We start from the raw sequence: 20,512 nt of genomic DNA, 5'->3' as shown, positions 1-20,512 counted from the left end.
CCGGAGGCTGCTGGTGCCCTGGGGGAAGAAGGACCGCAACTACTTGACTATGCTTCATCTCGCCCACGCCCTGATCACCTTCCGGCAAGCGGCAGCGGGGTTATTCCGGATAGGCACTAAGACCAGCAATCAAAATCGCCGCGGACAACGGGATCAGCGCCCCGGCTGAGTCCATCGCGATCAGGGTCAGCGACCCGATTACGCACCACAGGGTGGGAATGAGCAAGCTGAGCCACAGCGCGAGGCCGCGCAGCAGGACCAGCAGCACGCCGAGGGTGGCGATTGCCGTGGGGTCGGGGTGCAGGCCATAGGCCTCGGCGTGGCCCCATCCCGGGCCGATCGCTGCGGCGATGAGCGGATAGCCGAGCAAGGAGACCACCGCGACGGTCGCGCCGCCCCAGGCCGAAAGCCCCGGGGGATGCCTTTGCACGCTGATGGATCCGGCGAGAAACGCCACGGCCAGCAACACAGCCGCCTGGGCGACAAACCCCCAGCCAAACCAGGGGGCGGCCCAGTTCAGCTCGGCGTAATAGGTCAGGTGGAAGATGATCCCGCTCGTCAGCCACGCGGGGGCAAGCAGGGCCAGGGCAGTGCGCCCATAACCACGAAACCCGAGCAGCAAGGCGAGCAGGCCGATGAAAACCGCAACGAGGTGCAGCGGCCAGAAGGTCTCGTTGATGCGCTCCAGCAAACGCTGGTAGATCTCCGGCGTGAACGGGATGAAGCCCTCGAGGCGGTAGGTCTGCCAGTCGCCCATCACGCGGTTACAGCGACGCGATGTGGCGGACCATGCGCTCCCGCATTGCCTGCGTCGGCATGGGTCCCTGGCCGGCGCGCATGTTCTCGATGACGTGCGCCACCTGGGTCGTTGCCGGGATGGCGCAGGTCAGCGCCGGATGGCTGACAATGAACTTGAGCAGGAAGTCGGCCCAGGTGCGGCAGTCGAATGCCTCCGCAGCCCATCCAGGGACTTCATGGCGGCGCTGGAGGCCCTTGATCAGCCGGCCACCGGCGTAGGGGCGATTGGCGATCACGGCGATACCTCGCTCCTGCGCCAGCGGCAGCAGGCGCTCTGCCGCCTGGCGGTGGGTGATGTTGTAGGTCAGTTGCACGAAGTCGATATCGTGCTCCTGCATGACGCGCTCGAGCTGGTCGTGCCGGCGGCCGTGCGAGGTGGTGATGCCGACGTGGCCGATTTCGCCGTCAGCCCTCATCTGCTTGAGGACGTCCAGATGCTCGCGCCAGTCGGCGAGGTTGTGGACCTGGACCAGATCGAAGCGGTCAACGCCCCAGCGGCTGGACAGATCGGCAACCTGCTCGCGCGTGCTGCCGCCAGCCGGGCTCCAGACCTTCTCGGCCGCGAAGAGGGAGTCCGGCTTGCCCAGCTTGTCGAGTGCATAGCCCATGACGTCGGGCGCGGAGCCGTACATCGGTGAGGAGTCGACCAGGCCGCCGCCGTGCTCGAAGAAGGCACGCACGACCTCCGTACGTGCGTCGAGCAGCTGCGGATCGCTGCCGACGTTGAACGTCTGCCAGGTACCCAGGCCGATGACCGGCAGAGACCCGCCCCCGGGGAGGGACTTGCGGAGCAGGTCGCTGGGGTTGGCCCAGGACAGATGCGGCGCCAGCCAGGCACCGGCAATGCCGGCACCCAGGCGTTTCAAGGCGGCTCGGCGCGAGTAACGAGGGCTCATGGCGACCTCACTCGGGGAAGGGCCCGATTCAATAGTTAGACCGTCTCCACGTTGGCTGGGCAAGACCACTTCGAGGTGGGGTTCTCCAACGACGCCTTCACTTTCGATAGTATCCACGATATAGGATACAGGTTCCTAGCGCCGCGAATTCGGAGAGCAGGCCCCACCACAGGCCGCGAGCATGGAGGCCGCATGGGCGAGGAGCCGCTGCGCACCCGCTTCGCTTACCTCAAGACGGGGATCTATCAAGCTGCCCTCGAGGCGGATGCCCCTTTCCTCGACGCCAATCCCGCCCTCGCAGCGCTCTGCGGGCTGGCGTCGGTCGACGAGCTGCTCGCCTACGCGCCGCGGGACTTCGGCCTCGGGCACGAGGAGATGGCCGCGGCGGAGCCCGGGGCGGTCCAGGAGCGCACGCGCTGGCTGGACGCCGCCGACGGCCACGCCCAATGGGTCACGCAGCGCGTCCAGCGCCGGGAGATCCCCGGCTACGGCCCCTTCCTGGAGGGGGCGATCGAGCCGATGGCGGCGCCCACGGCGCCGGAGCGCGGCCGTGAGCAGGCGCGCCTTGAGGAGGCGCAGCGGCTCGCCCGGGTCGGCCACTGGGTCTCCTACCCGCCGGAGGGCAACCGGGCCCGGGGCGCCTTGTGGTGGTCGCGGGTCACCTACGAGATCTTCGGCCGCGACCCGAAGCGCTTCACCCCGTGCATCGCGGACTTCTACGAGGCCATCCACCCCGCAGACCGCCCCTACGTCGAGCGGCAGCGGCGCCACGTCGAGCAGGCCGGAACCATAGAGCTCGAGCACCGCATTGTGCGCCCCGACGGCGAGATCCGGTGGGTGCAGCAGCACAAGTACGCCGAGTATCACGACGACGGAACCCTCTGGTGCCTTTTCGGCACGGTGCAGGACATCACCGAGCGGCGCCGTGCCGAGGAGGCCCTGCGCGAGAGCGAGGCACGCTTCTGGCTCATGGCCGAGAGCCTTGAGGAGGTCTTCTGGCTCTGCGACGGCGAGGCCCAGGTCTTCTACGTCAACGGCGCCTACGAGCGTCTCTGGGGCCAAAGTGCCAAACGCCTCTACGCCGACCCTTTTAGCTTCCTCGAGGCCGTCCACCCCGAGGACCGCGAGCCGCTGCGCGAGCGGATAACGCAGTACCACCAGGGGAGCCCTGAACTTGAGGAAACCTTCCGCCTGCTCCAGCCCGAGGGGCAGGTACGGTGGATCCGAATGCGATCCCGCTCCGTCTGCGACCCACAGACCCAGCTGGTGCGCCGGGTAGGCATTGCCTACGATGTCACCGAATACAAGGAACTCCAGCACAGCCTCGAGGCGGCCTTGAACGCCAAGTCCAAGTTCCTGGACAGCGTCAGCCACGACCTGCGGACGCCGCTCAACGCCGTGCTGGGCTTTACTGAGCTGCTGGCCGACTCCGCCCTCGATCCGCAGCAGCGCCACTACGTCGGGCTCTGCCGGACGGCCGGCAAGCGCCTGCTGGGGCTCATCGACACGCTGCTCGACCTCTCGAAGCTTCAAGCCGGGCGAGTGAGCCTCCAAGCGGAGACCTTTGAGCTCCCCGCCTTCCTCGCCGAGCAGCTTGAGATCCTCCGCCACCAGGCCGAGCAGCGCAGCGTCGAGCTGACCGGGCGGATCGATGAGCAGACACTGCCGCGCTGGGTGCATACCGATGCAACGCGCCTGGCCCAGGTGCTGTTCAATCTGGCCACCAACGCCATCAAGTTCACGGAGGCCAACCCCGTGCGGGTCGAGGCCGACGCCGACAGGGCGGGCCGGCTGCGGCTGCGCGTCCACGACCATGGCCCCGGCATCGCCGCCGCGGACCAGGCCACGATCTTCGAGGCCTTCAGCCGCGACGCGGGGCACCAGGATACCGACGGCAGCGGGCTGGGCCTGGCGATCGCCCGGGAGCTGGCCCGGCTGCTCGGCGGCGAGCTCACCGTCGACAGCGCGCCCGGCCAGGGGGCGACCTTCACCTTCATGGTGGCGCTGGAGACGGCGCCGGGGCCGCCGCCGAGCGCGGCCGAGGAGCCTCCTGCACGCGCGGCGGAGGATCCGCAAAAGGCGCCGCCCCGGGTGCTCGCCGTCGAGGATGAGCCCACCAACGCCCTGATGCTCCGCGCCCTGCTCGAGCAGCGCGGGTGCACCGTCCTGACCGCCGAGGACGGCGCCGAGGCGCTCGCCGCGTGGCGCCGGGAGCGGCCCGGGCTGGTGCTCCTCGACCTCCAGCTCCCGGGGCTCAGCGGCGAGGAGGTGGCCGAGGCGATCCGCCGCGAGGAGGCGCAGCACGGCGAGCCGCGGACCCCGATCGCCGCACTAACGGCGCACACCACGGAGGAGGCGCGGGCGCGGTGCTACCGCGCCGGCTGCGATACGTATCTGAGCAAGCCCGTGGATCGGGAGGCGCTCGAGCGGCTCCTGCAGCAAGCGCCGAGAGGTAGCGAATCAGCTCACGACTGAAGACTACTGTGAATAGCCCATCGAGTGCGGCGAGATCTTGAATAAATCGATATCAAACTCGAATGGCAGATATAAGCCCAACTGCCCGAGCAAAAGGTAGATCCTCGTCTCTGTGCCAAGTAGATAAGCCATAATATACATACCTACATATATTAAATAATAAAAAGCTGGCAGGATGTTCTAGTCAAGACCAAAAATCCTATAGACTAGCGCCCCCTATTTCCGCTTTTGGCGGTCAGCCTTGCGGTCCTTCTTCTGTTGCTTGCGTTTCTGCTTTTTCTTTTTGGGGTCTTTACTCGCGGGCTTGGGGCTCAAGCGGCCAGTAGGTTCGACTCCACCGAACAGGGGCGGAAGATCCTCCGAGACGAACACACCGCCGCCCGACCCGTCGTCTCCTTCCGGCTCATCCCAGAAGCCTGGCTGGAAGCTAGCCCAATTCGCCAGGTGGCTGTGCACATCATCGGGAAAGTGCCGCTTGGCCCACTTCCGGCCCTCGGCAAGAACGGCCTCACGATCACAGTTGAAGGTACTATCGATCTCGCTTTCCGGCACGACCCAGGGGTCGATATACTCCTCGTGTATCCGGCGGCGCAGTAGATGGACGTACTCCGTGGCGTAAAGGGAGAGGAGATTCGTCAACAAGGACACCCATACAGGATCGCCCAGCTCCGCGAAGTCGTCGTCCGCTAGCCACTCCCCCAAGGTCGCCTTGGTCGCCTCTACATCCAGTTCCCCTAGTAGGGCGGCCTCGGTCAAGGCCGCTACGGCAGCCCCCCTGCCGTGGCCATAGGCGTTTCGATCCTTCGCCACCTCCTGGATGGCCGTGGTATCGCCTCCGCTGGTACGCCACAGCGCCATGGGCAATAGCTCGGTGATAGCGTCGCCGAGGAGCGGCTCCGCCAACGCTTCCGGCAAGGTCGCCAAGGCAACCACATGGGGATGGGCCCGGGTCTCACGGAAATGCGGCAAAAGAATCAAGGTATACAAAAGGGTGGGACCCTGGTCCTCGAGGGCTAGCCATCTCTGGGGATCGCTCGCGATGGATTGGTCCTTTCGCGGATCGTGTGGGTGACAGCCGGTTACCGCGGGGGTAGTAGGTGCCTATCCGAATAACCCTAGATTCTCCTAGTACGCTCGGGGAATATGAGCTCCATATACCCGGCCATGTTCCATCTTACCTACGCTCTGAACGCTTTCCGGAAGGCGGTAGCGGGGTTATTCGGATAGGCACTTAGCCCTCTTTTGTGCCTACAGGGAACACTTTACTACGCCTGTGTTGCCCGTCAGGCACTAAAGAGCCATACAAGTACACGGGGAAAGGGGCTTTGATCAGGTTCCGACTGCGGGAAAGGATCTCGGACCGAGAGTTCGAGCTAGGGCGCCGGATAACCTTGAGCGAGATCGCCACGGAGACAGGGATCAATAGGACCGTGCTGTCCAAGATGTCTGGCCCACGGGGCTACAACACCACGACCGATGTCCTGGAGCGGCTATGCCGCTACTTCGGCTGCCAGGCGGGAGACCTTGTGGAGTACGTGCCGGACGACCCGGAGGCCTCGGAAGAGGACGAGGGCCCTTCTTAAGGTGGTGCTCACGGTTTCAGTCGCCCTAGCCGTCCGGCCTAAGGCCCAGGGCTCAGCTCGGGCCCACTTTGGGCCCCAGATGGGCCCAAACCCACTAAAAGAAAGGTTTTTGGGGGCTGCGTGCCCCGGACCACCCCCTTTGCCCCTATGCCTACGCAGCGCTCAGGGCAACAAAAGGATCCTTTAAGTTCAGATAGTTGCACGATCTGTTGACATGAGTCCGGGAGCCTGTAGAATGCCCAAGCGTAGTCAACAGGCGCGTAGCTCAGCTGGTTAGAGCGCCACCTTGACATGGTGGAGGTCGGTGGTTCGAGTCCACTCGCGCCTACCAGATTCCGCACCGAGCGCACCCAATGGCGCCGGGCCGTCCCCCGCGGCCCGGCGCCATTGGTTTTCATACATGTGGCCCCTCGTATCGGCCACCACTGTCGGAGGCACCGCATGCCCGCTATTACCCTCCCCGACGGCTCCGTCAAGCACTTCGAGCAGCCCGTCACCCTCCGCGAGGTCGCCGAGTCCATCGGCCGCAAGCTCGCCCGCGACGCCGTCGCCGGGCGCATCGACGGCGAGCTGGTGGACCTGAGCTGCACCGTCGACCACGACGCCGCCGTCGAGCTCATCACCGCCAACGACCCGGAGGGCCTCGACGTCATCCGCCACTCCGCCGCCCACCTCATGGCGCAGGCGGTCAAGCAGCTCCACCCGGAGCTGCAGGTGACCATCGGCCCGACGGTGGAGAACGGCTTCTACTACGACTTCGCCGGCGAGACGACGCTCTCCGAGGACGAGCTCGAGACCATCGAGCAGCGCATGAGCGAGCTCGCCGAGGCCGACCAGCCCATCGAGCGCGAGGTCTGGGACCGCGAGGCGGCGAAGCGCTTCTTCCGCGAGCGGGGCGAGACGTATAAGCCCGAGATCATCGACGAGCTGCCCGCCGGCGAGACCGTCAGCGTCTACCGCCAGGGCGACTTCGTCGACCTGTGCCGCGGCCCCCACGTGCCGAGCACCGGCAAGCTCAAGGCCTTCAAGCTGACCAAGGTCGCCGGCGCCTACTGGCGCGGCGACCCGAGCAACGAGCAGCTCCAGCGCCTCTACGGCACCGCCTGGCCGGACCGCAAGCAGCTGCAGGCCTACCTCAAGCGCCTCGAGGAGGCCGAGCGGCGCGACCACCGCCGGCTCGGCCGCAACCTGGCGCTCTTCCACGTCCAGGAGGAGGCGCCGGGGATGGTCTTCTGGCACCCCCGGGGCTGGCGGCTCTACCTGGAGGTCGAGGGCTACATCCGCGAGCTCATGCGCGAGCACGGCTACCAGGAGATCCGCACGCCGCTGCTCGTCGACCGCAGCCTCTGGGAGCGCTCCGGGCACTGGGCGATGTTCTCCGAGAACATGTTCACCACCGAGTCGGAGTCGCGCGACTACGCGGTCAAGCCCATGAACTGCCCCTGCCACGTCGAGGTCTTCAAGCAGGGGCTCAAGAGCTACCGCGACCTGCCGCTGCGCCTGGCGGAGTTCGGCGCCTGCCACCGCAACGAGCCCTCGGGCACGCTCCACGGGCTCATGCGGGTGCGCGGCTTCACCCAGGACGACGCCCACATCTTCTGCACCGAGGAGCAGATCCAGCAGGAGGTCGGGGCCTTCATCGACTCGGTCTACACCGCCTACCGCGACTTCGGCTTCGACGACATCGTCATCGCCCTGTCCACCCGCCCCGAGGAGCGGGTCGGCGACGACGCCGTCTGGGACAAGGCCGAGGCGGCCCTCGCCCAGGCCCTCGAGGGCCACGGCCTGGCGTACACGCTCCAGCCCGGCGAGGGGGCCTTCTACGGGCCGAAGATCGAGTTCTCGCTGCGCGACTGCCTCGAGCGGGTCTGGCAGCTCGGCACCATCCAGGTCGACTTCTCCATGCCCGGGCGGCTCGGGGCGCAGTTCGTCGACGAGGACGGCGAGCGGCGCACGCCGGTGATGCTCCACCGGGCGATCCTCGGCTCGCTGGAGCGGTTCATCGGCATCCTCATCGAGCACTACGGCGGGGCGATGCCGCCGTGGCTGGCGCCGGTGCAGGCGGTCGTGCTCAATATCACCGACCGCCAGGCCGACTACGCCCGCGAGGTCGAGCAGGCGCTCAAGGAGCGCGGCTTCCGTGCCGAGGCCGACTTGAGGAACGAGAAGATCGGCTATAAAATCCGCGAGCATACGCTGTTGAAGGTCCCCTACATGGTTGTCATCGGGGACCGGGAGCTAGACTCGGGTACGGTAGCCGTGCGCCAGCGCGACGGTACGGACCTGGGCTCCATGAGCCTCGAGGATCTGGCGACGCGCCTGCACGGCGATATCTCGCGTCGTGGCCGCAATACGGAGGATTAAAGGATCGCAACCAGAGCCAAGCGCGGTCAGCGCGGCGGCAACGAGCGCCGCCTCAACGAGCAGATTACGGCGCCGCAAGTCCGGCTGATTGGCAGCGACGGCGAGCAGGTCGGGATCGTCTCCTTCGAGGACGCCCTCGCCCGCGCCGAAGAGCAGAACCTCGACCTCGTCGAGATCGACGGCAACGCCGATCCGCCGGTCTGCCGGGCGATGGACTACGGCAAGTTCAAGTTCGAGCAGAGCAAGAAGCAGCAGGCGGCGCGCAAGAAGCAAAAGCAGATCCAGGTCAAGGAGGTCAAGTTCCGCCCGGGCACCGACGAGGGCGACTTCCAGGTCAAGCTCCGCAACCTGCGCCGCTTCCTCGAGGAGGGTGACAAGGCGAAGGTCACCATCCGCTTCCGCGGCCGGGAGATGGCGCACCAGGAGCTCGGCAAGCAGCTGCTCGATCGGCTCGAGGAGGAGCTCGGCGATATTGCGACCGTCGACCAGCGCCCGCGCATGGAGGGGCGGTTGATGGTCATGATGATGAGCCCGCGCAAGAGCGGGAAATAGCCCAGAGAATCTGTAGCGGCGGGCGCGTTCCGCTCCCAGGGCGGCGCGCTCGCTTCTTTTTGTGATCAGGGAGGCCGACGATGCCCAAGCTCAAGAGCAAGCGCGGCGCGGCGAAGCGCTTCAACGTGAGGCCCTCGGGGCGGCGGATTGTCCGCGCCCGCTCGAACCACAGCCACATCCTCACCAAGAAGGACCCGCAGCGGAAGCGCCGCCTGCAATCCCTTACCGAGGTCCACGACAGCGATGCGCCGATGGTCAAGCGCATGCTGGCCAAGTAAGCACGGGAGCGATCCATGGCACGAGTCAAGCGGGGCGTAACCAACCGCGCCAAGCACAAGAAGGTCCTCAAGGAGGCCAAGGGCTACTACGGGATGCGGCGCAAGTCGTTCCGCATCGCCCGGCAGCAGGTGATCAAGTCCGGCCAGTACGCCTACCGTGACCGCCGGCAGCGCAAGCGCGAGTTCCGCCGCCTGTGGATCCAGCGCATCAACGCGGCCGCCCGGCAGAACGGCCTGTCGTACAGCAGCATGATGAACGGCCTGCGCCACGCCGGCATCGAGGTCGACCGCAAGCAGCTCGCCGACCTCGCCGTCCACGAGCCGCAGTCCTTCGCGGCCCTCGCCGAGCAGGCCCAGGGCGCCCTCCGCGGCTGAGGGCTGCCCGCCGAGGCATGGCCGCCGACTACCAGGACGAGCTCAACGCCCTCGCCGAGGAGGCGGAGGCCGCGGTCGCGGCGGCCTCCGATCTCGCGGCGCTCGACGGCGTCCGGGTCGCGTACCTCGGCAAGAAGGGGAAGCTGACGGCGCTGCTCAAGGGCCTCGGCCAGCTCCCCGCCGAGCAGCGCCCGGAGGCGGGGGCCGCCATCAACGCGGCCAAGGAGCGCCTCGCCGAGCGGCTCGAGGCGCGCCGCGCCGAGCTCGAGCGCGCCGAGCTCGAGCAGCGCCTCGCCGCCGAGCGCATCGACGTCACCCTCCCCGGCCGCGGCCAGGCGCGCGGCGCCCGGCACCCGGTCACGCGCACCCTCGAGCGGATCGCCGCGATCTTCGCCGGCGCCGGCTTCCAGAGCGCCGACGGCCCCGAGGTCGAGGACGACCGGCACAACTTCGAGGCGCTCAACATCCCCGCCCACCACCCGGCGCGGGCGATGCACGACACCTTCTACTTCGACGCCACGCGGCTGCTGCGCACCCACACCTCGCCGGTGCAGATCCGCGTCATGGAGCGCGACGGCGTGCCCATCCGGGTCATCGCCCCGGGGCGGGTCTACCGCTGCGACTCGGACCTGACCCACACGCCGATGTTCCACCAGGTCGAGGGGCTGCTCGTCGACCGCCAGGTGAGCCTCGCCGACCTCAAGGGCGTGCTCCACGAGTTCCTCAACGCCTTCTTCGAGCGCCCGGTGGCCGTGCGCTTCCGGCCCTCGTACTTCCCCTTCACGGAGCCGTCGGCGGAGGTCGACGTCGAGTGCGTCATCTGCGGCGGCGAGGGCTGCCGCGTCTGCAAGCAGTCGGGCTGGCTCGAGGTCCTCGGCTGCGGCATGGTCCACCCGGCCGTCTTCGAGCACGCCGGCATCGACCCCGAGCAGTGGAGCGGCTACGCCTTCGGCATGGGGGTCGAGCGCCTCGCCATGCTCCGCTACGGGGTCGACGACCTGCGGCTGTTCTTCGACAACGACCTGCGCTTCCTCGGCCAATTCCGGTGAGCACATGCGTGTAAGTGAGCAGTGGCTGCGCGAGTGGGTCGACCCGCAGCTCTCCACGGCGGAGCTAGCGGAGGCGCTGACCATGGCCGGCCTCGAGGTGGACGCCGTCGAGCCGGCGGCCCCGCCCTTCCACGGCGTGGTGGTCGGCGAGATCGAGGCGTGCCGGCCGCACCCGGAGGCCGATCAGCTCCAGGTCTGCCGGGTCCGCGCCGGCGGCGAGCCGCTCGAGGTGGTCTGCGGCGCCCCCAACGCCCGGCCCGGCCTGCGCGCGCCCCTCGCTGGCGATGGCGCCGAGCTGCCCGGCGGCCAGCGCGTGAGCGCCACGGAGCTGCGCGGCGTGCGCTCGGCGGGGATGCTCTGCTCGGCCGCCGAGCTCGGCCTCGACGAGGACGCCGCCGGGCTGCTCGAGCTCCCCGGCGATCTCCCCCTCGGTGCCGACCTGCGCGCGGCGCTCGACCTCGACGACACGGTCCTCGAGATCGAGCTGACCCCCAACCGGGCGGACTGCCTGGGCATGGTCGGGGTGGCCCGCGACGTGGCGGCCATCACCGGGGCCGCCTTCACGCCGCCGCAGCCGCCGGCGGTGCCCCCCGCCGGCGATGAGACGGTCCCCGTCGAGCTCCACGCCCCCACCGACGGCCCGCGCTACTGCGGCCGGGTCATCCGCGGCGTCGACCCCCAGGCCCCCAGCCCCCTGTGGCTGCGCGAGCGCCTGCGCCGGGCCGGCATCCGCAGCGTCTCGGCGCTCGTCGACATCACCAACTACGTCCTCCTCGAGCACGGCCAGCCGCTGCACGCCTTCGACCTCGCCCGCCTCGCCCCGCCGATCGCCGTGCGCCACGCGGCCAGCGGCGAGGCCCTGACCCTGCTCGGCGGCGAGCGCATCGAGCTCGACAGCGATGTGCTCGTCATCGCCGATCGCAGCGGCCCCGTGGCCCTCGCCGGGATCATGGGCGGGGCGGAGACCGCCGTCGGCGAGGCGACCACCGACGTCTTCCTCGAGTCGGCCTTCTTCGCCCCGGCGGCCATCGCCGGCCGGGCGCGGCGCTACGGCCTGCACACCGACGCCTCCCACCGCTACGAGCGGGGCGTCGACTTCGAGGCGGCGCGGCGCGCCAGCGAGCGCGCCACGGCGCTGATCCTCGAGATCTGCGGCGGCACGCCGGGGCCGCTGGCCGAGGCGGTGGAGCCGAGCGCCCTGCCCGAGCGCCCCGCCGTGGAGCTGCGCCGCCGGCGCCTCGAGGGGCTGCTCGGCTGGACGCCCAACGGCGAGCAGGTCGCCGCCATGCTCGAGCGCCTCGGCACCCGCCCCGAGGCCACGGCCGAGGGGTGGCGGGTCCAGCCGCCGAGCTGGCGCTTCGACCTCGAGCGGGAGGTGGACCTCGTCGAGGAGGTCGCCCGGCTCTACGGCTACGACGCCCTGCCCGAGCGCCCCCTGGAGGCGCCGCTGCACGTCGCCGCCGCCCCGGAGCGCCAGCTCGGCGAGGACGCCCTGCGGGCGACGCTGGTCGAGCGCGGCTACTTCGAGGCCATCACCTACGCCTTCGTCGATCCGCAGCTGCAGCGCCGCCTGGACCCCGAGGCCGAGGCGCTGCCCCTGGCCAACCCCCTCTCGGCGGAGCTCGCCGAGATGCGCACCTCCCTGTGGCCGGGGCTGCTGACGGCGCTCCAGCACAACCAGCACCGCCAGCACGAGCGGGTGCGGCTCTTCGAGCACGGCTGCGTCTTCCGCGGCAGCCTCGATCGCCTCGCCCAGACCCCGACCCTCGCCGGCGTCTGCGCCGGGCCGCTGCTGCCCGAGCAGTGGGACGCCCCGCGGCGCGCCGTCGACTTCTTCGACGCCAAGGCCGACGTCGAGGCCCTGATCGAGCGCACCGGCGCCGGCGAGGCCTTCCGCTTCCGCGCCGCGGAGCACCCGGCGCTGCACCCGGGTCAGAGCGCGCGCATCGAGCGCGACGGCCGGCCCGTGGGCTGGCTCGGCACGCTCCACCCGGAGCACGCCAAGGCCCTCGAGCTCGACGGCGCGCCGGTGCTCTTCGAGCTCGAGCAGGCGGCGGTGGGCGCCGCCGCCCTGCCCGCCTTCACCCCCATCTCCCGCTACCCCTCGATCCGCCGCGACCTCGCGGTGCTCGTCGACGAGGCGGTCGCCGCCGGCGAGCTGCTCAGCGCCGCCCGCGAGGCCGCCGGCGCCACGCTGGCCGACGCCCGGCTCTTCGACGTCTACCGCGGCAAGGGCGTCCCCGAAGGCGCCAAGAGCGTCGCCATGGGCTTGATTCTGCAGGATTATTCCCGCACGCTGACGGATCAGGACGTGGACGATGTCCTCAAGGGCGTGGTCGCATGCCTGGAGGAGCGCTTCGGAGCGAGCATGAGAGGGGAGTAGGATGTCGTTGACCAAGGCGGCGATGGCCGAGCGGCTCTTCGAGGAGGTCGGCCTGAACAAGCGCGAGGCCAAGGAGCTGGTCGAGATGTTCTTCGAGGAGATCCGCGCCGCCCTCGAGAGCGGTGAGCCCGTCAAGCTCTCCGGCTTCGGCAACTTCGAGCTCCGCGACAAGAACGAGCGCCCCGGGCGCAATCCGAAGACCGGCGAAGAGATCCCCATCTCCGCCCGGCGCGTGGTCACCTTCCGCCCCGGCCAGAAGCTCAAGAGCCGTGTCGAGGCCTATGCCGGGCAGCGGGAGGAGTGACGAGGGCGGCCTGCCGCCGATCCCCGAGAAGCACTACTTCAGCATCGGCGAGGTAAGCGAGCTCTGCGCCGTCAAGCCCCACGTGCTCCGCTACTGGGAGCAGGAGTTCCCCCAGCTCAACCCCGTCAAGCGCCGCGGTAACCGGCGCTACTACCAGCGCCAGGACGTCATCCTCATCCGCCGCATCCGCACCCTCCTCTACGACGAGGGGTTCACCATCGGGGGCGCGCGGCAGAGGCTCGCCGGCGGCGAGGGGCGCGAGGACGCCAGCCAGAGCCAGCAGATCATCCGGCAGATGCGCACCGAGCTCGAGTCGATCCTCGACACCCTCAAGCGCTGAGCCCCCTTGCCCTGCGCCGATCACGCCGTTATCCTAGTGGCTCAACAAGTCGGGGCGTGGCGCAGTCTGGTAGCGCACCTGCATGGGGTGCAGGGGGTCGCAGGTTCAAATCCTGCCGCCCCGACCAAATACCTCCTCCCTCTAGCCGTGCATCCGCCCGGCGATCTCCGCTACATGCTTGCCCTGGAACCGCGCTAAGGCGAGCTCCTTCTCCGAGGGCTGGTGGCTGCCGTCCGCGCCGGCGAGGGTCGCCGCGCCGTAGGGGCTGCCGCCCCGCACCTCTGTCAGGTCCGCCAGCTCGGGGGCGGCGTACGGCAATCCGACGATCACCCGGCGCCGCCTGCTCGAGCTTGACGCCCGCCTGCCGGGCGACATCCTCGGGCATCGTCTCGGGGCCCCCTCATCGGATCCGACACGGGAAGGCTCTGCGTACCTCACTCAGGGCGCATGGCTACTAAAGTCAAGGTTAGTAGCCCCCCACAAACACGCACCCTGAAGAACGAGCAGCAGGAGCCTTTATGCCGAGAGAACACCTCATCGCAGCAAGCCTTTGCGGCGCCTTGGGCCTCGTGGCCGCCAGCGCCAACGCCCAGCAGGCCGCCCCCGAGAACACCGGCTGCGGCGCCGGCACCGTGCTCTGGGACGGCCAGTCCGGCAAGGCGGCCGAGATCCTCGCCGTGACCACCAACGGCCTCTTCTCCAACCAGGTCTTCGGGATCACCTCCGGGACCCTGGGCTGCGAGGATAACGGCGTCATCAGCGCCGAGGCCTCGCAGTTCATGTCCGAGAACATGGAGCAGGTCGCCCAGGACGCCGCCAGCGGCGGCGGCGAGGCGCTGGCCACCCTCGCCTCCCTGATGGAGATCGACCAGGCCGATCGAGCCGCCTTCTACCGCCACGCCCAGACGCACTTCGAGCAGATCTTCCCCTCGGCCGACGTCACCGCCCGGGAGGCCCTCCGGAACCTGACGGCGACCATGGCCGACAGCCAGGCCCTCAGCCGCTACGCGGCGTAGCGAGCCGGGGACCGCCGCCCTCACCTGCAGGGCGGCGGTCTCTCCCTAACCGCTTGCAATACCGCCCGCCCTCCCGCCGGCGCGGCCGCGTAGGCTGCGGGCTCGTCGTCCTGCTCGCCGCGCTCCTGCCCGCCACGGCCGCGGGTGTCACCACCCCGGAGGCCGCGGCCCACTCCCCGGCCGCCCGCGCCCTGGCCGAGGCGCCGCGCTGGCAGCGGCTGCTCGCCTACGAGCCGCGCGCCACCCGTCCCGGGCCGAGCGGCGCCGTCCACTCGCCGGGGTTCTACCTCAGCGCGGCGGGCGACGAGACCCCCCTCGAGGAGCTGCAGGCCACCGTCGCGGCCCTCTTCGCCCCGGTGGTCCCCGGTGCCGAGGGGGCCCACGCCGCCTGCCGCTTCCCGGCGCGGCGCCGGCTCCTCGTCCGCGAGCTGGGGCTCGACGCCCTGACCCGGCCGCTGCCCCGCCCGGCGTGCCGCACCTATCGGGCCTGGCGCGAGCGCGTCGACGCCGAGCGCGCCGTGCTGGTCTACGCCGACGCCTACATGGGCAATCCGGCGTCGATGTTCGGCCACACCCTGCTGCGCCTCGACGGCGGGGACGGGCGCCGCCACCCGCTCACCGCCTTCGCCGTCAATCACGCCGCGCAGACCCGGGAGGACTCGGGGATCGTCTTCGCCGTCCGGGGGGTCCTCGGCGGCTACCCCGGCCAGTACGCCCTCATGCCGTACCACCGCAAGGTCCGCGAGTACGTCCGCGTCGACAGCCGCGACCTCTGGGAGTACGAGCTCCGCCTCGACGAGGCCGCCATCGACCGCCTCCTCGCCCACCTGTGGGAGCTCCGGGGCGCGGCGATGCCGTACTACTTCTTCTACCAGAACTGCTCGTTCCGGCTCCTCGCGCTCCTGGAGGCGGCTGAGCCGGGGCTGTCGCTGCGCCGGCGCTTCGACCTGTGGGCCCTGCCCAGCGATACCGTCCGCGCCGTAGCCGAGGCCGGCCTGGTCGCCGACGTCGACTACCGGCCGTCGAGGCGCCGCGTCCTCGACCACGCCCTCGAGTCGCTCCCCCCCGCCGATGCGCGTCGCGCCCGCCAGCTCGCCCAGGGCGAGCTGGCCGTGGACGCCCCGGCGCTCCAGCGGCTCCCGGCCGAGCGCCGGGCGCACATCCTCGAGACCGCCTACGCCTACCTCGACTACGCGGCCTCCCGCGGCACCGCCGCTAGCGGCAGCCGGCAGCGCCGCCACCGGCTGCTCGCCGCGCGCAGCCGGCTCGACGCCCCCCGCCTGGCTGAGCCGCAGCGTCCGCCGGTGCGCCCCGACGAGGGCCACCCGACGAAGCGCCTCGGCGCGGGCCTGGGGAGCCTCGCCGGGGTCGGCTACGCCGAGCTGCGCTGGCGCGCCGCCTACCACGACCTGCTCGACCCGCCGGCCGGCTACCGCCCCGCCGCCCAGGTGGACTTCCTCGAGGTCGTCGCGCGGCTCTACCGCGATGAGCCGGCCGAGGCGGGACGGGAGCCGGAGGGCGGGGCCGCGCTGGAGCGCCTGCGCCTGGTCGAGCTGCGCTCCCTCGGCGTGCGCAATCAGCCCTTCCCCGAGTGGGCCTGGGGCGCGCACGCCGGGCTCCAGCGCCACCGCGCCGCGAGCGGGCGCCGGCCGCTGATGGCCGAGCTCGCCGGCGATGTGGGGCCGGCGTGGGCCCTCGACGAGGACGCCGCCTGGCGCCTGCAGCTCGCCGGGGCCGCGGCCCTGCGCGCCTCCCCGCAGCTCGAGGACCGGGCGCGGCTCGGCGCCGGGCTGCGCGGCGAGCTGCACTACCGGCGCGGCCCCCTCGGGCTGCGGCTCACCGGCAAGGGGCTGCGCTTCCACGACGGCCGCGGCGCCTGGCGGCTGCGCGCCGAGGCGGCGCTGAGCCTCGGCCGGGAGGCCGCCCTGCGCCTCCACGCCGAGCGCCGGGAGGAGTTCGACGTCCTCGTTGACAGCGCCGGCCTGACGCTCTATCGGTACTTCTGATGCACCAGCACGCCCCGGCCTCCTCGATCAGCCTCCGGAGCGCCACCCTCTCGCTGCTGCTCGCGGCGGCGCTCGGCGGCTGCCAATCCGCCTTCTTCTACCCGGCGCAGCAGCACTACGGGGACCCCGCCGAGGCGGGGCTCGTCTACGAGGAGGTCCGCTTTGCCAGCGCCGACGGGACGGCCCTGCACGGCTGGTTCCTGCCCGCGCAGAGCGAGCCGGTCCACGGCACGGTGATCCACTTCCACGGCAACGCCCAGAACATCAGCACCCACGTCGGCGCCGTCTGGTGGCTGCCGCGCCACGGCTTCAACGTCCTCACCTTCGACTACCGCGGCTACGGCCGCTCGGCGGGGGAGCCGGACTTCGCGGGGGTCCACGCGGACGCCGAGGCGGCGCTCGAGTGGGCGCGGCGCGATCCCCGCATCGCGCTGTCCCGCACCGTGGTCCTCGGCCAGAGCCTGGGGGCGAGCGTGGCGATCACCAGCCTCGCCCGCTGGGCGGGACCGAGCCCGGCGGGCGTCGTCGCCGAGGGGCCGTTCGCGAGCTACCGCGGCATCGCCCGGGAGAAGCTGGCCGGCTTCTGGCTCACCTGGCCCCTGCAGTACCCGCTCTCCTGGCTCGTCAGCGACCGCTTCGCCCCCGTCGACCACGTCGCCGCCCTCGCCCCGGTGCCGCTGCTCGTGATCGTCGGCGGCGACGACCCCATCATCCCCGCCGAGCACGGCGAGCGGCTCTACGGAGCGGCGCAGGAGCCGCGCTACCTGTGGCGGATCGAGGGGGCGAAGCACGGCGCGGCCCTTGCCGATCCCCAGGTCCGGGAGCGCCTCGTGGCGACGCTCCGGGGCTGGCTCGAGGGCGCGCCGGACGCCGCCCGGCAGGCGCCGGCGGGGCCGTGGGACCCGGTGCCGCCGCGGCCCTAGAGCAGCGCCCGGCCGACCGCGATCAGGCCGGCGGCGGCGGAGACGGCGAGCACGGCGCCCCGCAGCCAGCGGCGATCGAGGGCGTGCGCCGTATAGGTAGAGAGCAGGAAGCCGGCCCCGATGGCGGGCAGCAGGCTCACCCCCAGCAGCAGCTCGGTGAGGCCGAAGCGGCCGATGAGGGTCAGGGCGGTGAGCGAGCCGCAGGCCCCGACCACGAAGACCGCCGACAGCGAGGCGCGCAGGCGCGGGCCGCGCACGCCCTGGTAGGCCAGGGCCAGCGGCGGCCCGCCGATCGAGGTCGCCGTCGCCATGAAGCCGGAGAGCGCGCCGGCCGCGAGGAGGCGGCCGGGCGTCGGGCGCGGGGCGCTGCTCGCCAGGCTCAGGGCCACCGCCAGGAGCACGAGCAGGCCGAACAGCAGGGAGAGGGCCGCCGCATCGATCCGGGCGAGGAGCACGCCGGCGGCCGCCGCGCCGCTGAGCTGGCCCGGGATCGCCCAGCGCACCCCCGCGGTGTCGAGGGCGTGCCGCTCGCGGATCAGGATCAGCAGCGGCAGCACCATGCCCACGACGAGCACGGGGCCCGGGACGAGGCCGGGGTGGATCCAGAACAGGATCGGCGCCCCGAGCAGGGCGACGCCGAAGCCCACCGACCCCTGGACCACCGTGCCGACGAGCAGGACCGCACAGGCGAGCGCCCAATCCGCCGCGTCGATGCCGATCGGCACGGGAGCTCAGCCGCCTTCTTGCGAGATGGACCTGAGGGAGCTAATAGGCGCCGGGCGGATCAGCTCTCGGGGATCCGCAGCTGCTCGATATCGCCGTTCTCGGCCTCCCAATCCTTGACCCAGACGGGCTTGCGGCCGCGCCCCGTCCACGTCTTCTGGGGGTCGTCCGGGTGGCGATACTTCGGCGGGACCTTCCCGCGGCTGCCGCCCGAGCCCTTCGGGCCCTTCGCGAGCTCGGCGGCGACCTCCTCGAGATTCAGGCCGTACTTCTGGGCGACCTGCTTCATCTCCTGCTGCGCCTGGCGCCGGGCCTCCTTCTCGCGCCGCTTCTGCTCCTTCTCGATAATCCGGGCCGCTTTCTGGAGATCCACATAATCGAGCGCCTCGGCCGCGCTCTGAATCTGCTGAATCGCCGTCTCGTTGTCCATGGAATTCTCCCTGAATCTCTATTTTTTATGAGATTCAGAAATTACCGAAAGAGCCGGCCTGTGTAAATCCTCGAGAAAGGGAAAATGCCACCTCGCCGCCTTGAATCCCCCGGTTTTCCAGGCGGCCTGCTCGAGGGCGGCCGAAAAAACGCGCGAGGCTGGAGGATAAAGCGGATCGGGCGGGAGGGGGGCGCGCCGGCGGCGCGCCCCCGCTCGGCCCGGCGAGGGCCTACACCTTGAACTGGCCGACGAGGCGCTTGAGCTCGCGGGCGAGCTCCTCGAGCTCGTCGCCGGCCTCCTTGGTCTGGTTGCTCTCGCGGGCCGTCTCCTCGGCGACGTCGTTGATCGAGGTGATGCTGCGGTTGATCTCCTCGACCGTCTGGCTCTGCTGCTCGGCGGCGCTGGCGATCTGGGCGTTGACCTGGTGGATGGTCCCCACCGCGTCCTGGATCTCCTCGAGCACCGAGCCCGCCTGGGAGGCCTGGTGGACCGTCTCCTGGGCCTGGCCGTGGCTCTGCTCCATCGCCGTCTGGGCGGAGCCGGTCTCCTGCTGGAGGCGGCCGATCATGTCCTGGATCTGCTGCGTCGACTCGTGGGTGCGGTTGGCGAGCTTGCGCACCTCGTCGGCGACCACGGCGAAGCCGCGGCCCTGCTCACCGGCACGGGCCGCCTCGATGGCGGCGTTCAGGGCGAGGAGGTTGGTCTGCTCGGCGATCTCGCGGATGAGGTCGATCACCGTGCCGATCTCCTCGCTGTCGCCGGCGAGCTTCTGGATGGTCTGGGCGGTGCGGTTGACGTCGTCGGCGAGCTGGTTGATCCCCGAGACGGCCTCCTGGACCACCCCCTTGCCGCGGTTCGCGGCGTCCTCGCCGGTCTCGGTGGCCTGGGCGGCGTGCTGCGCGTTGCGCGCCACCTCCTGCGCGGTGGAGGTCATCTCGTTCATCGCCGTGGCGATCTGCTCGATCTCCGAGCGCTGCTGCTCCACCCGCTGGTTCGTCTGGTCGGTCACCTGGGAGACCTTCTGGGCCGAGTCGTTCAGCCGGTCCGCGGACTGGACCACGCGGCTGATCAGGTCGTGGAAGACCCCCATGGCACGGTTGAAGGCCCCGGCCGCCGTGCCGATCTCATCGCCGCGGTCGATCTCCAGGCGCCGGGTCAGGTCGCCGCCGCCGCTGGCGATCGCCTCGAGGTTGTGGGTCATCTCCCGCAGCGGCACGGTGACGAAGCGCTGCACGAAGAGGTAGACGATCAGCAGGAACGGCAGGCTGATCAGCACGGCGGTCCCGAAGAGCGTCGTGCCGAAGCCGACCACGGACTTGTTCACCTCGTCGAGGGAGATCTCCATGGTCACGGCGCCGAGGACCTCCCCCTGCTGATTCTGGCCGTGGCAGTCGATGCAGCTCTTGCCGAGGAAGTTCTCCTCGTTGAAGTTCGGGATGACGGCGCGCAGGGTGTTGCCGTTGTCGATCTCCTCGATATACGGCTCGCCGGTGCGCAGGACCCGCCGCTCGATCTGGTCCTGGGGCTGCTCCTGCTCCCGCCCCTTGCCGTAGAACTTCTCGGTGGCCTCCGCCCGGATGACCCGCAGCCCGTGGACCTTGGGCATCTCCCGGATCTGCCCGAGGTACTCCTCGCGCTGATCCATGGTGTTGGTCCACATCATGGCGGTCAGCCCCGCCATGGTCATGCGGTTCATGGTCTGGGTGAAGTCGACGGCCTGCTCTACCGCCACGTTCCGCTGCTCCCAGGCGGCGTAGCCGATCATGGACGTCCACGCCACGACCAGCACCACCCAGATGACGAGGAGCAGGCGAACCCAGATCTTGAGATCGTTGATACGGCGGAGGAGGGCCATGCGCTCGATCCCCTCTTAGCGGAAAGCCGGCAAGCCTGTTAAGGGCGATTGAGCGAAATCTAACACACCATGGACGGGAACATGACCCCCCTGTGAAACGCTCAGCGGCCGAGCCCCGGCGGGAGGCTGCCGCCCCCCCCGCCGCCGCCACCGCCCATCAGC

At 70.2% G+C, this 20,512-nt stretch carries 19 protein-coding genes, 2 tRNA genes and 2 pseudogenes; 16 read left to right on the top strand and 7 right to left on the bottom strand.

Annotated features, from left to right (window positions below; genetic code table 11):
• Position 1 precedes the first annotated feature (1 nt).
• Positions 2 to 106: pseudogene (locus CKO13_RS02280) on the top strand (IS5/IS1182 family transposase); the annotation flags it as partial.
• Here CKO13_RS02280 and CKO13_RS02275 read toward each other — a convergent pair.
• Both CKO13_RS02275 and CKO13_RS02270 read right to left on the bottom strand, forming a co-directional pair.
• Complete coding sequence (locus CKO13_RS02275; protein WP_200256394.1) at positions 101 to 757, bottom strand: DUF6064 family protein; 657 nt, start codon at positions 755 to 757, stop codon at positions 101 to 103. The pseudogene CKO13_RS02280 and the gene CKO13_RS02275 overlap by 6 nt on opposite strands.
• Positions 758 to 764: 7 nt before the next feature.
• A complete protein-coding gene (locus tag CKO13_RS02270) occupies positions 765 to 1,694 on the bottom strand; it encodes an aldo/keto reductase (RefSeq protein WP_200256391.1) in 930 nt (309 codons plus the stop codon).
• A gap of 192 nt (positions 1,695 to 1,886) precedes the next feature.
• Here CKO13_RS02270 and CKO13_RS02265 point away from each other — a divergent pair, with 192 nt between their 5' ends.
• The gene (locus CKO13_RS02265) at positions 1,887 to 4,169 is read left to right on the top strand and encodes a PAS domain-containing hybrid sensor histidine kinase/response regulator (RefSeq protein WP_200256389.1); all 2,283 of its coding nucleotides are present in this window, start codon (positions 1,887 to 1,889) and stop codon (positions 4,167 to 4,169) included.
• A gap of 216 nt (positions 4,170 to 4,385) precedes the next feature.
• Here the strand turns inward: CKO13_RS02265 and CKO13_RS02260 are convergent, their stop codons facing one another.
• Positions 4,386 to 5,156 carry a DUF1186 domain-containing protein gene (locus tag CKO13_RS02260; protein ID WP_200256380.1) on the bottom strand — a complete coding sequence of 257 codons (771 nt, stop codon included), beginning with the start codon at positions 5,154 to 5,156 and terminating at the stop codon, positions 4,386 to 4,388.
• Positions 5,157 to 5,413: 257 nt separating this feature from the next.
• On the opposite strand from CKO13_RS02260, the gene CKO13_RS02255 reads away from it, so the two are divergent.
• The 11 genes from CKO13_RS02255 (at position 5,414) to CKO13_RS02205 (ending at position 13,524) form a co-directional block, all read left to right on the top strand.
• Positions 5,414 to 5,752: a helix-turn-helix domain-containing protein gene (locus CKO13_RS02255; protein ID WP_338034561.1), complete on the top strand. Its 339-nt coding sequence runs from the start codon at positions 5,414 to 5,416 to the stop codon at positions 5,750 to 5,752.
• A gap of 254 nt (positions 5,753 to 6,006) precedes the next feature.
• Positions 6,007 to 6,083: transfer RNA gene (locus CKO13_RS02250), tRNA-Val, on the top strand.
• A gap of 110 nt (positions 6,084 to 6,193) precedes the next feature.
• Positions 6,194 to 8,116: a threonine--tRNA ligase gene (gene thrS / locus CKO13_RS02245; protein WP_200256378.1), complete on the top strand. Its 1,923-nt coding sequence runs from the start codon at positions 6,194 to 6,196 to the stop codon at positions 8,114 to 8,116.
• A gap of 3 nt (positions 8,117 to 8,119) precedes the next feature.
• The gene (infC, locus tag CKO13_RS02240) at positions 8,120 to 8,668 is read left to right on the top strand and encodes a translation initiation factor IF-3 (protein ID WP_200256405.1); all 549 of its coding nucleotides are present in this window, start codon (positions 8,120 to 8,122) and stop codon (positions 8,666 to 8,668) included.
• A gap of 80 nt (positions 8,669 to 8,748) precedes the next feature.
• The gene (gene rpmI / locus CKO13_RS02235) at positions 8,749 to 8,946 is read left to right on the top strand and encodes a 50S ribosomal protein L35 (RefSeq protein ID WP_200256376.1); all 198 of its coding nucleotides are present in this window, start codon (positions 8,749 to 8,751) and stop codon (positions 8,944 to 8,946) included.
• 15 nt (positions 8,947 to 8,961) lie between these two features.
• Positions 8,962 to 9,321, top strand: a complete 360-nt coding sequence (rplT, locus tag CKO13_RS02230; protein WP_200256374.1) for a 50S ribosomal protein L20 — start codon at positions 8,962 to 8,964, stop codon at positions 9,319 to 9,321.
• 17 nt (positions 9,322 to 9,338) lie between these two features.
• On the top strand, positions 9,339 to 10,370 hold the full coding sequence (gene pheS / locus CKO13_RS02225; RefSeq protein WP_200256372.1) for a phenylalanine--tRNA ligase subunit alpha: 1,032 nt from the start codon (positions 9,339 to 9,341) through the stop codon (positions 10,368 to 10,370).
• A gap of 4 nt (positions 10,371 to 10,374) precedes the next feature.
• A complete protein-coding gene (gene pheT, locus CKO13_RS02220; protein ID WP_200256370.1) occupies positions 10,375 to 12,753 on the top strand; it encodes a phenylalanine--tRNA ligase subunit beta in 2,379 nt (792 codons plus the stop codon).
• Position 12,754: 1 nt separating this feature from the next.
• Entirely contained in the window at positions 12,755 to 13,057 is a 303-nt protein-coding gene (ihfA, locus tag CKO13_RS02215) for an integration host factor subunit alpha (protein WP_200256368.1), read from the top strand.
• Positions 13,035 to 13,397, top strand: coding sequence for a MerR family transcriptional regulator (locus tag CKO13_RS02210; RefSeq protein WP_200256367.1), 363 nt, complete (start codon positions 13,035 to 13,037; stop codon positions 13,395 to 13,397). Before ihfA ends, CKO13_RS02210 begins: the two co-directional genes overlap by 23 nt.
• A 50-nt stretch (positions 13,398 to 13,447) precedes the next feature.
• Positions 13,448 to 13,524, top strand: a tRNA-Pro gene (locus tag CKO13_RS02205).
• A 14-nt stretch (positions 13,525 to 13,538) separates the two neighbouring features.
• On the opposite strand, the pseudogene CKO13_RS02200 reads toward CKO13_RS02205, so the two are convergent.
• Positions 13,539 to 13,724 (bottom strand): annotated as a pseudogene (locus CKO13_RS02200) (NAD(P)H:quinone oxidoreductase); the annotation flags it as partial.
• A 242-nt stretch (positions 13,725 to 13,966) separates the two neighbouring features.
• Between CKO13_RS02200 and CKO13_RS02195 the strand changes: the two are divergent.
• The 3 genes from CKO13_RS02195 to CKO13_RS02185 are packed head-to-tail and all read left to right on the top strand — an operon-like array spanning position 13,967 to position 17,342.
• The gene (locus tag CKO13_RS02195; protein ID WP_338034562.1) at positions 13,967 to 14,413 is read left to right on the top strand and encodes a DUF3015 family protein; all 447 of its coding nucleotides are present in this window, start codon (positions 13,967 to 13,969) and stop codon (positions 14,411 to 14,413) included.
• A gap of 53 nt (positions 14,414 to 14,466) precedes the next feature.
• The gene (locus CKO13_RS02190; protein ID WP_200256361.1) at positions 14,467 to 16,419 is read left to right on the top strand and encodes an Lnb N-terminal periplasmic domain-containing protein; all 1,953 of its coding nucleotides are present in this window, start codon (positions 14,467 to 14,469) and stop codon (positions 16,417 to 16,419) included.
• Positions 16,419 to 17,342, top strand: coding sequence for an alpha/beta hydrolase (locus CKO13_RS02185; RefSeq protein ID WP_200256360.1), 924 nt, complete (start codon positions 16,419 to 16,421; stop codon positions 17,340 to 17,342). Before CKO13_RS02190 ends, CKO13_RS02185 begins: the two co-directional genes overlap by 1 nt.
• Here CKO13_RS02185 and CKO13_RS02180 read toward each other — a convergent pair.
• From CKO13_RS02180 to CKO13_RS02170, 3 genes are all read right to left on the bottom strand, one after another.
• Entirely contained in the window at positions 17,339 to 18,067 is a 729-nt protein-coding gene (locus CKO13_RS02180; protein WP_200256359.1) for a TSUP family transporter, read from the bottom strand. The two genes, CKO13_RS02185 and CKO13_RS02180, sit on opposite strands and share 4 nt — an antisense overlap.
• A 59-nt stretch (positions 18,068 to 18,126) precedes the next feature.
• Positions 18,127 to 18,495 carry an H-NS histone family protein gene (locus CKO13_RS02175; RefSeq protein ID WP_200256358.1) on the bottom strand — a complete coding sequence of 123 codons (369 nt, stop codon included), beginning with the start codon at positions 18,493 to 18,495 and terminating at the stop codon, positions 18,127 to 18,129.
• A 229-nt stretch (positions 18,496 to 18,724) separates the two neighbouring features.
• On the bottom strand, positions 18,725 to 20,350 hold the full coding sequence (locus tag CKO13_RS02170; RefSeq protein WP_200256357.1) for a methyl-accepting chemotaxis protein: 1,626 nt from the start codon (positions 20,348 to 20,350) through the stop codon (positions 18,725 to 18,727).
• Positions 20,351 to 20,512 lie beyond the last annotated feature (162 nt).

Source organism: Halorhodospira neutriphila, assembly GCF_016584055.1.
In the GTDB taxonomy this organism is placed as follows: Bacteria; Pseudomonadota; Gammaproteobacteria; order Nitrococcales; family Halorhodospiraceae; genus Halorhodospira; species Halorhodospira neutriphila.
Note: the sequence above shows the minus strand (reverse complement) of the source record. Positions and strands in the feature narration are given on the sequence as shown.